At 43.4% G+C, this 7,627-nt stretch carries 6 protein-coding genes and 1 pseudogene; 2 read left to right on the top strand and 5 right to left on the bottom strand.

Annotation, left to right across the window (positions count from 1 at the left end; genetic code table 11):
* Positions 1 to 332: 332 nt before the first annotated feature.
* A complete protein-coding gene (locus ACOTXL_RS22680; protein ID WP_050863415.1) occupies positions 333 to 1,751 on the top strand; it encodes a DNA cytosine methyltransferase in 1,419 nt (472 codons plus the stop codon).
* Between the two features lie 40 nt (positions 1,752 to 1,791).
* Here ACOTXL_RS22680 and ACOTXL_RS22675 read toward each other — a convergent pair whose 3' ends face one another.
* Positions 1,792 to 3,000 carry a type II restriction endonuclease gene (locus ACOTXL_RS22675; protein WP_045339452.1) on the bottom strand — a complete coding sequence of 403 codons (1,209 nt, stop codon included), beginning with the start codon at positions 2,998 to 3,000 and terminating at the stop codon, positions 1,792 to 1,794.
* A gap of 269 nt (positions 3,001 to 3,269) precedes the next feature.
* Here ACOTXL_RS22675 and ACOTXL_RS22670 point away from each other — a divergent pair.
* Positions 3,270 to 3,466, top strand: a pseudogene (locus ACOTXL_RS22670) (integrase core domain-containing protein); the annotation flags it as partial.
* A 77-nt stretch (positions 3,467 to 3,543) separates the two neighbouring features.
* On the opposite strand, the gene ACOTXL_RS22665 reads toward ACOTXL_RS22670, so the two are convergent.
* The 4 genes from ACOTXL_RS22665 to ACOTXL_RS22650 all read right to left on the bottom strand — a co-directional run bounded on the left by ACOTXL_RS22665 (position 3,544) and on the right by ACOTXL_RS22650 (position 7,548).
* Complete coding sequence (locus tag ACOTXL_RS22665; protein ID WP_086532016.1) at positions 3,544 to 4,128, bottom strand: OB-fold protein; 585 nt, start codon at positions 4,126 to 4,128, stop codon at positions 3,544 to 3,546.
* On the bottom strand, positions 4,112 to 4,480 hold the full coding sequence (locus tag ACOTXL_RS22660) for a hypothetical protein (RefSeq protein WP_086532015.1): 369 nt from the start codon (positions 4,478 to 4,480) through the stop codon (positions 4,112 to 4,114). Before ACOTXL_RS22660 ends, ACOTXL_RS22665 begins: the two co-directional genes overlap by 17 nt.
* Complete coding sequence (locus tag ACOTXL_RS22655) at positions 4,470 to 5,231, bottom strand: lysozyme inhibitor LprI family protein (RefSeq protein WP_176687077.1); 762 nt, start codon at positions 5,229 to 5,231, stop codon at positions 4,470 to 4,472. The genes ACOTXL_RS22660 and ACOTXL_RS22655 overlap by 11 nt, the downstream gene beginning before the upstream one ends.
* 547 nt (positions 5,232 to 5,778) lie before the next feature.
* The gene (locus ACOTXL_RS22650) at positions 5,779 to 7,548 is read right to left on the bottom strand and encodes a recombinase family protein (RefSeq protein WP_013096884.1); all 1,770 of its coding nucleotides are present in this window, start codon (positions 7,546 to 7,548) and stop codon (positions 5,779 to 5,781) included.
* Positions 7,549 to 7,627: the final 79 nt, after the last annotated feature.

The raw sequence follows: 7,627 nt of genomic DNA, 5'->3' as shown, positions 1-7,627 counted from the left end.
GCGCTGGGATATCACTCCCCGAGGGAATACCGGCGGCAGCGGACATCGTTAACTTAAGATACAAAAGCTGTTCGGAGATGGAGGGTCAAGATCACAAGGAAGGGGATACCCTCTTAACATTAAAATGGTAAACCACTTTACTAGTGTCGGTATTGGTTTGGTTAGCACCAAGTTGTTCTGAGAAAACTTTCATTGTCTGTGCGGTTTCATTGAAGAAAGATTTCAACAGCCGGCAGATTTATGTTAAGCACTGTTTAAATACCCAGTAATAAAGTTTCCATCTGGGTTAAATGAGTGATAGGATGTCACTAATAAGACCCTATGGAGGCGATATGTCTGAATTTGAATTACTGGCGCAGGATCTGCTTGAAAAAGTGGAAATAGAAGAAAAGCAGCGACAGGAAAATGATAGAAAACTAATTGAGCAGGTATTGGAAATCTATGATCAGAAGTATGTTGCAGAGCTCTTAAGAAAAGTTGGTAAAAACGAATGGAGCCGGGAGACACTTAACCGCTGGATCAATGATAAATGCTCCCCCAGGTCACTGATTTCAGCCGAGGAGGCGCTTCTTCGAAAAATGCTTCCGGAACCACCAGCAAATCATCCAGAGTACGCGTTTCGTTTCGTTGACCTGTTTGCCGGGATTGGCGGAATTCGTAAGGGATTTGAAGCGATCGGGGGCCAGTGTGTCTTTACAAGCGAATGGAATAAACAAGCGGTACGCACCTATAAAGCTAACTGGTTTAATGACGAGCAAGCGCATACATTTAATCTCGATATCCGAGAAGTCACCCTTAGTGACAAGCCTGAGGTATCAGAGACAGATGCTTATGCTTATATCGACGAACATGTTCCAGACCATGACGTGCTTTTGGCTGGCTTCCCCTGCCAGCCATTTAGCCTTGCGGGAGTGAGTAAGAAAAATTCGCTGGGTCGCGCGCATGGTTTTGAGTGTGAAGCACAAGGAACTCTTTTCTTTGATGTGGCACGTATTATCCGGGCAAAAAAACCAGCCATTTTTGTGCTTGAGAACGTCAAAAACCTGAAAAGCCATGACAAAGGTAATACTTTTAAGGTCATCATGGAGACACTTGACGAGTTGGGCTATGAAGTTGCCGATGCGAATGAGATGGGGAAAAGCGATCCTAAAGTCATCGATGGTAAGCATTTTCTTCCTCAGCATCGTGAACGTATCGTTCTGGTGGGTTTCCGTCGCGACCTGAATATTCACAATGGCTTCACCCTTCGCGACGTCAGTCGATTTTATCCCGAACGACGTCCAGCATTTGGTGAGCTACTGGAACCAGTGGTTGATAGCAAATATATACTGACGCCTAAACTCTGGGAGTACCTTTACAACTATGCTAAAAAGCATGCCGCTAAGGGGAACGGTTTTGGTTTTGGTCTCGTTAACCCTGAAGATAAAGAAAGCGTGGCCCGCACACTTTCTGCCCGTTATCATAAAGATGGCTCCGAGATTCTGATAGACCGTGGCTGGGATATGGCTGCAGGTGAAGTCGATTTTGCGAATCCTGAAAACCAAGCTCGCCGCCCACGTAGACTGACCCCCCGCGAGTGCGCACGCCTCATGGGCTTTGAAACGCCAGACGGCAAGCCTTTCCGGATTCCGGTTTCTGACACTCAGTCATATCGTCAGTTCGGTAACTCCGTTGTGGTCCCTGTCTTTGAAGCAGTAGCCAGACTACTGGAGCCCTACATTCTCAAGGCTGTTTCTGCCAAGCCTGATTAGGCATAACTGAAACTCCCGGCTTTCACATGCCGGGAGTTTCTTATGGCAGTTCTGCGTAGAGCCCTGTAAGTTCAGCGATAAAAGCCCCTAGCGTCATTAGTTCACCTCTCACCGCTTCCGGATATTTCCTGTGTAATGATGATGGTACAACCAGTTTTACTCCAGCATCCTTCATTTCTTTATGCTGAGTCTGAGAAACTCCTTCCTGTAGTGTGAAAAGATGTATCTCTCTGATTTTGTCCGCCTCGTTTAATATCTGACGCCAGCGGTCTTTACATGTTGTCTTCACGGCTAACATACGAAGATTTTCTTCGGGGTATCCAATATCGTGGTAAGCCTCAGCTGATGGGAATAGAAAGTCAGGTTTTTTATTGCCCTCTGTAACTGCCTGTGTGGCGAAGTGTCGCAAACCATGCTCAACAAAAAGATGTTCAAGATGTAGTTCAAGTGACTTCCCAGCTCTGGATTTTCGGCGATTACTGACGGAATTAGCCAGCGCAATAAACTCATCGACAGAGCCAAATCCATTACGGATGATGTCCAGTACGTGGAACTCTTCTACCAACAGAAAAATGTCATACTCTATACGGCGTCGCTCGATGAGCTGTTCGTCCGGGTTATCAGAGTTTTTTGCATAGTGCAGACCTGCATATTGAATAATTTCATTTCCTGAAGGGAACTGCTTCTTCCAGGCGTCAGGAATATTATATTTATGATTCACTGATGCATGTTGTAGTGACAGCCCCCCCAGGATTTCACTGGACGGCCCAAATAGAAGTGTCCCTGGGATGATTTCACCTATTACGGACTCAATAATATCCTCTTCATCAGGGTTGACACAGACCCATATGTCCAACTCTGAACTATCACCGCCATGTTCATCTGGCTTAAATGCCAGAACCGTTAGGGCTCCTGTGTTTTCAGGATCCTGAAGGGGACTCCCTCTTCCCCAGCGAGTGATCCTTCTCTCATTCCGGGTCCCGCCAAAAAAACGATTATTGTAATAGATAGCGCGGGCCTTACTTTCCGGATATTCATGCGATGAAACATGCGCGGTTAGATAAACAGACGGGTTCTGTTCTTGTGTATTGTTGATGGACGGGAGCAGTTTTTCAGCGATGTCGGAAGATATATATAGACCTACCTGATGTCCACCAGTTGCACCAGTATCATTAGCAGATAATCGTTTGATATAGAGAAAGTAATTTTCACCAGCTATCCTGAGCAGCCAGTCATGAAAAACCGACATAAACATCCCTCTGTTGTTTGAAAGTTCAACGTTCGATTTTTCCACAGAAATGCAGGGGGAGCCAGCAAAGTTTTCCTGATTACTTAAGTGAACAAGAGCAGATATTATTATGCCCGACATCTTTAGCGATATGCCCAGATACGGCTATCGACGTCTGTGGGAACCTGAGTAAGTGAGGTCTTACAAAGGGACTACCATCGGTAAATGCCAAACAGCTTTATAGGAGAATGAGCAGGCATAACGGTCCTGCTTATACCGTGCATTAAACGCAGAGTATTGGCATGGCCGAACGGTTCGTGAAAACGATGAAGGAGGCTATATCGCGTTCATGCTAAAGCCGGATGTGAGAACAGCACTGTGAAACCTTGCGGCAGCATTCATACATTACAATGAAAACCACCCACACAGCGCTCAGGGATATCACTCCCCGAGGGATTACCGGCGACTGCGGGGAGCGTTAACTTAAGACACAAAAGCTGTCCGGAAATATCGTGTCAAGATCAGGTCAAGATCTGGAGGATGGTCCCATGCATTTGCCTGACGTCACTTATGACAAATCTCCCGATCATAAATTCCACCGTTTAAAGCCAGCATTTGCTTCTTCTTCTTTGAAACCATTTTTGTCATGATTTGCGAATCATCTAAAAAAATGTCCCCAAATGTTCCTGGTCGTGCATTCCATCCAGCAATAATCACTGTATCGCCCACGTTTAATGCTGCTACAGTATTGTTATCATAATCCGTATTTTCGAAAAAGAATTTCAAGCCTTCACTTGAATCAGGGTTATGTATCGTTACTACCGGATTTTTACTGAAAGTGGCTGTGCTAATTTTTGTTATTTTTCCTGTAACCATCAATCGGCACTTTTTGAAGTCATTTGTTGCTCTGAACTCATGTTCCTGAAATCGTGCATAAACTTCTTCGGTTGTATACAGCCTTGGAAGTATATCTATTATCGATGATTTTGTTGAATGTTCGTTTTGTTGTAAAGATGCTGAACCTCCGTTTGAGAAATGTATTGATTCAGATGTTCTGGCTTGGCTGGGTGTTATTGCTATTCCGTTCAATATATAAAGTCCGAAGAAGAAGGCAACAATTGTCGTTGACTTTTTAAATTTTGAGGTCATTTTGTTTCTCCATAACTTCTATCTTAACAATACGCTCTCCATTACGATATATTTTCAGCTTTTCAGGCGGGGACTTCACTGCATTACGGATTTCGTTCATTGTATCTTTCGATAACATATCACAGCCTTCCATATACATAACCCTTCGGGTATCGGTATCTGGTATGTTAGTGAAGCTGCTACTGACCCATAAATCGGGTATTTCAATTCCATGTATCAGCTTCATATACACAACGATGAACGCATCTGTCAGGTGAAACCGTCCAACTGTGTATTTTCCGGTATAGGTATTACCAGAAGACGATGCTACCCAATCGTTTTTTAAAACCAAAGTCAGTGCATTATTTTCCATATTCAGACTCCAGTTCACGAATGCGATTGTTCGTCATGTCGGTAAGACATTTCTGTTCATTATTGCAGCCGGATTTGTGCTTTATCCATTCTCTTTGAGAAGGAAGCAATCGTTTTCGGGTTTCAGGGCTAAGGCTTTTCCAGACCGAATTAAGTTTCTCATCGCTTGCTTTATAACTCTGTGTATCGACGTTTGAGGTTACTGCATTGTTTTTGGGAGCTTCGCTACCGCTGCTATAGAAAACGGGTGCACGTACTCCCTGAGCGTAGTCTTTAGCTGCTTTTTCCCCCACGGCTTGCCCATTCGCAGTCAATACCTTTCCGAACTCTGTAGTGTCGAAACTGTAATTGCGGATCTCGCCATTGAAGTCCAGCTTCACGTTAACGGTTGTTGACTTCGAAATGGCAGTCAAGAAATCACCAGCTTCGGACCCGAAGGAACAAGCGACTTCTTTAGAATCACTGACATTAGGGCGTAACCCGTGCATCGTGAATCTGCCGTTATCAGTTGTAGCAGTGATATCTACCAGCGGAACGATTGATGATGATTGCTTTGTCATCGCGAAGCATATTCCCTTCAGATTTACATCCCTGTCCATCCCGAGAAACATCAGTGCGTTTTTGTCGCTGCTGGCGACACCCATTGATTTTGCCTCTGGCAAGAAATACACGGTACTGGAGGCGGTGGTTAAACCTGAAACGAAAACAACACCTGACGCCATGATTTTTAACGTTTTAATAAGAATTGTCATTCTGGATACCTTCTTTCTTTCGCACTCCATCGTGGACAGAGTATTCATTCCGTGAGTCTTGTTTACGAGAAACACTAACCGAAGAATCATGATCTTACATTGATCTATGAAATCTATCAATATTGTATAATTGATCTGTAAAAACGATCGATTAACATGGGGAGAAGAGGGGGAAGATGCGAAGGGTATTGTTTTTAAAGGGTTTTAAAATGGTTCATATGCTTGGTGTTAACGTCGGGCGGCGGGCAGCGGTTAGTCTTGAATACTGCGATTGAAAGACATAACAATCTACTTTGTGCGAGGTTTCCGGCAACCATAGAGGTGTTTCGATAAGGAGCGGTGCAATAAGTACAGTTCGTTGACAGAATGAATACGATGTAATTTTGAACCCTTGCTCTACAACGCTCTGTATCAAGTTTTACGGGGGTTTTATACTGAAGTCTGCTTTAATCGCTCTGACAAGATACAGAGCGATTCATGGCTATATAGCGATGGATTACGCTAACATTTCTGTGGGGCAATTTTACAATGGCACTAACACTTACCTTTATTCCGTCAGTTCATCGATCAGTGTTCGGGGATGATCTAGTCGTTTTTTCGCTTCCGTCATGAACTTGTCTCGGTTGATCAATATGTCAATATGGTCATGCAGTATCAAACCTTCAGATTCAAGAATTTGAATATCGTTGATAGTCTGCGCTTCAACATAAATCTTACCCTTCTTCCAGCCTGAGTTGTTTTCGATAACGATACGCTGTTTATGCTGATCGCGGTATGTGATGGTAAACAAGTTGTGTTTCTTATCTATTCTGGAGCAATCTACGCGCATAATAACGGTCTTAATGTTTGCTCTTATTTTTGTGCGTAAAGGGTTAAGTGCGTCATCAATGTCAAACTTCCTGAACTTGTCCCAACCTTCAGTGTTCATTTGCACGATTGATTCATCGTATAGTCTTTTTTCCACTATCAGACTTTGTTTTTCTTGTTCTAGTTGATCAATTTGCGAAGTGAGGCTATTAATGATCTCAGGGCTTTTAGCTGAACCTATAGCCAATACATAGTTCTCAATTTGCGATTGTATGTCCGCTATTTTCCCTTCTAAACCAGATGGTTGATATTTCGTCTGTAAGAATATTCTATCGGCTATTAGTTGTAAAATCGTCCTTTCAAGGGTGCTTGCCCTGAATCCCCACTTATTACAATCTTGATGTAAATCTCTGGATGCACATTGGTAACGGTAAGCATGTGGATGGTTTTTAAGGGTTGATTTAGCCTTAACCATGTAACATGAGCAGTGCGCACAGTGCAAAATACCAATACCGGAAAGTAATGGTATTTCTGGATTACTCTCGCGATTCGGGGCAAATCCTTTGTTTCCAACTTGGAGCTTTAACGCTTCATATTCATCTTTGCTGATGATCGCAGGGTAATAATCATCCAGAACGTATTCTGCATTGTTTACAGTGATTACTTTTCGTCCATAAATGGCAGGTTCAAGGATTCTGGAACAATGCTGCATATTCCATATACCTTTTGATTTTTTGTTGCCAATAACCGGTCCATCGTAGTTGTTTTTCAGATGTTGAAGGATCATCCGATTTGACCAACCGTCTTGTTTTAACTGGATAATTTTTTTTGCTATGGGGAACAGGACTGGATGCGGATTGACATATCCAGTACTTGAATCTGTCCACCATTTATCCGACCCTAACTCTTTAATTGCGACTACAGGATCACCTGGTTTCCGTTCCTGGTGACGTCTGATCTTGGACAGAGCACTTGCAATGGTGCGGTGTGATTTGGTTGAACTTTCTTCGTTTGCACGGCTGAACAACATCACGCTAAACATCAGTTGCTGCAATGTCTCGGTGTTTACTTCAGTCTGTCTGTAAACCTGTTTATCAATCCCGGTAATTACCGTGATGCCATTAAGTAATAAGCTGGTGAAAAGGTTAACCGCTTGCATGGCGTTCTGGCGTGAGAAGCGATCAAGGGATTCAATCAAGAGGAAAGACCCCTTTGGGATCAAACCGGATTCAACTTGGTCTATGAAATCCGATAAAGCTCCTTCCTGAACGTTTTTACCCTTGTACGCGGATACCCCTAAATCTTGGTATTCCTCGAAAATCTCCAGATCGTACTCAGTAGCAATCTGTTTTGCCATTTCAGCAATGTAGCTCTTCTGACGCTCAATCGAACTACCTTTACCTTGTCGTTCGCTGGAGTAACGGATATATGAATATAAGCGTGGACGATTCATGGTATTGAATTTCACTGGAAGTACTGTATTTCTTAAGATTGTAACATGTGCAGACATTGGTCATCACCTCCTTGGTAATCCATTGGGGCGACAGGTATAGCTGTTTTTACGCCTCAATTCTTAATGAGGTGTATTT

Source organism: Enterobacter cloacae complex sp. IR5402 (genome assembly GCF_049238125.1).
GTDB lineage: Bacteria > Pseudomonadota > Gammaproteobacteria > Enterobacterales > Enterobacteriaceae > Enterobacter > Enterobacter hormaechei_C.
The sequence above is the reverse complement of the archived record's forward strand: the minus strand, read 5'-3'. Positions and strand labels throughout refer to the sequence as shown.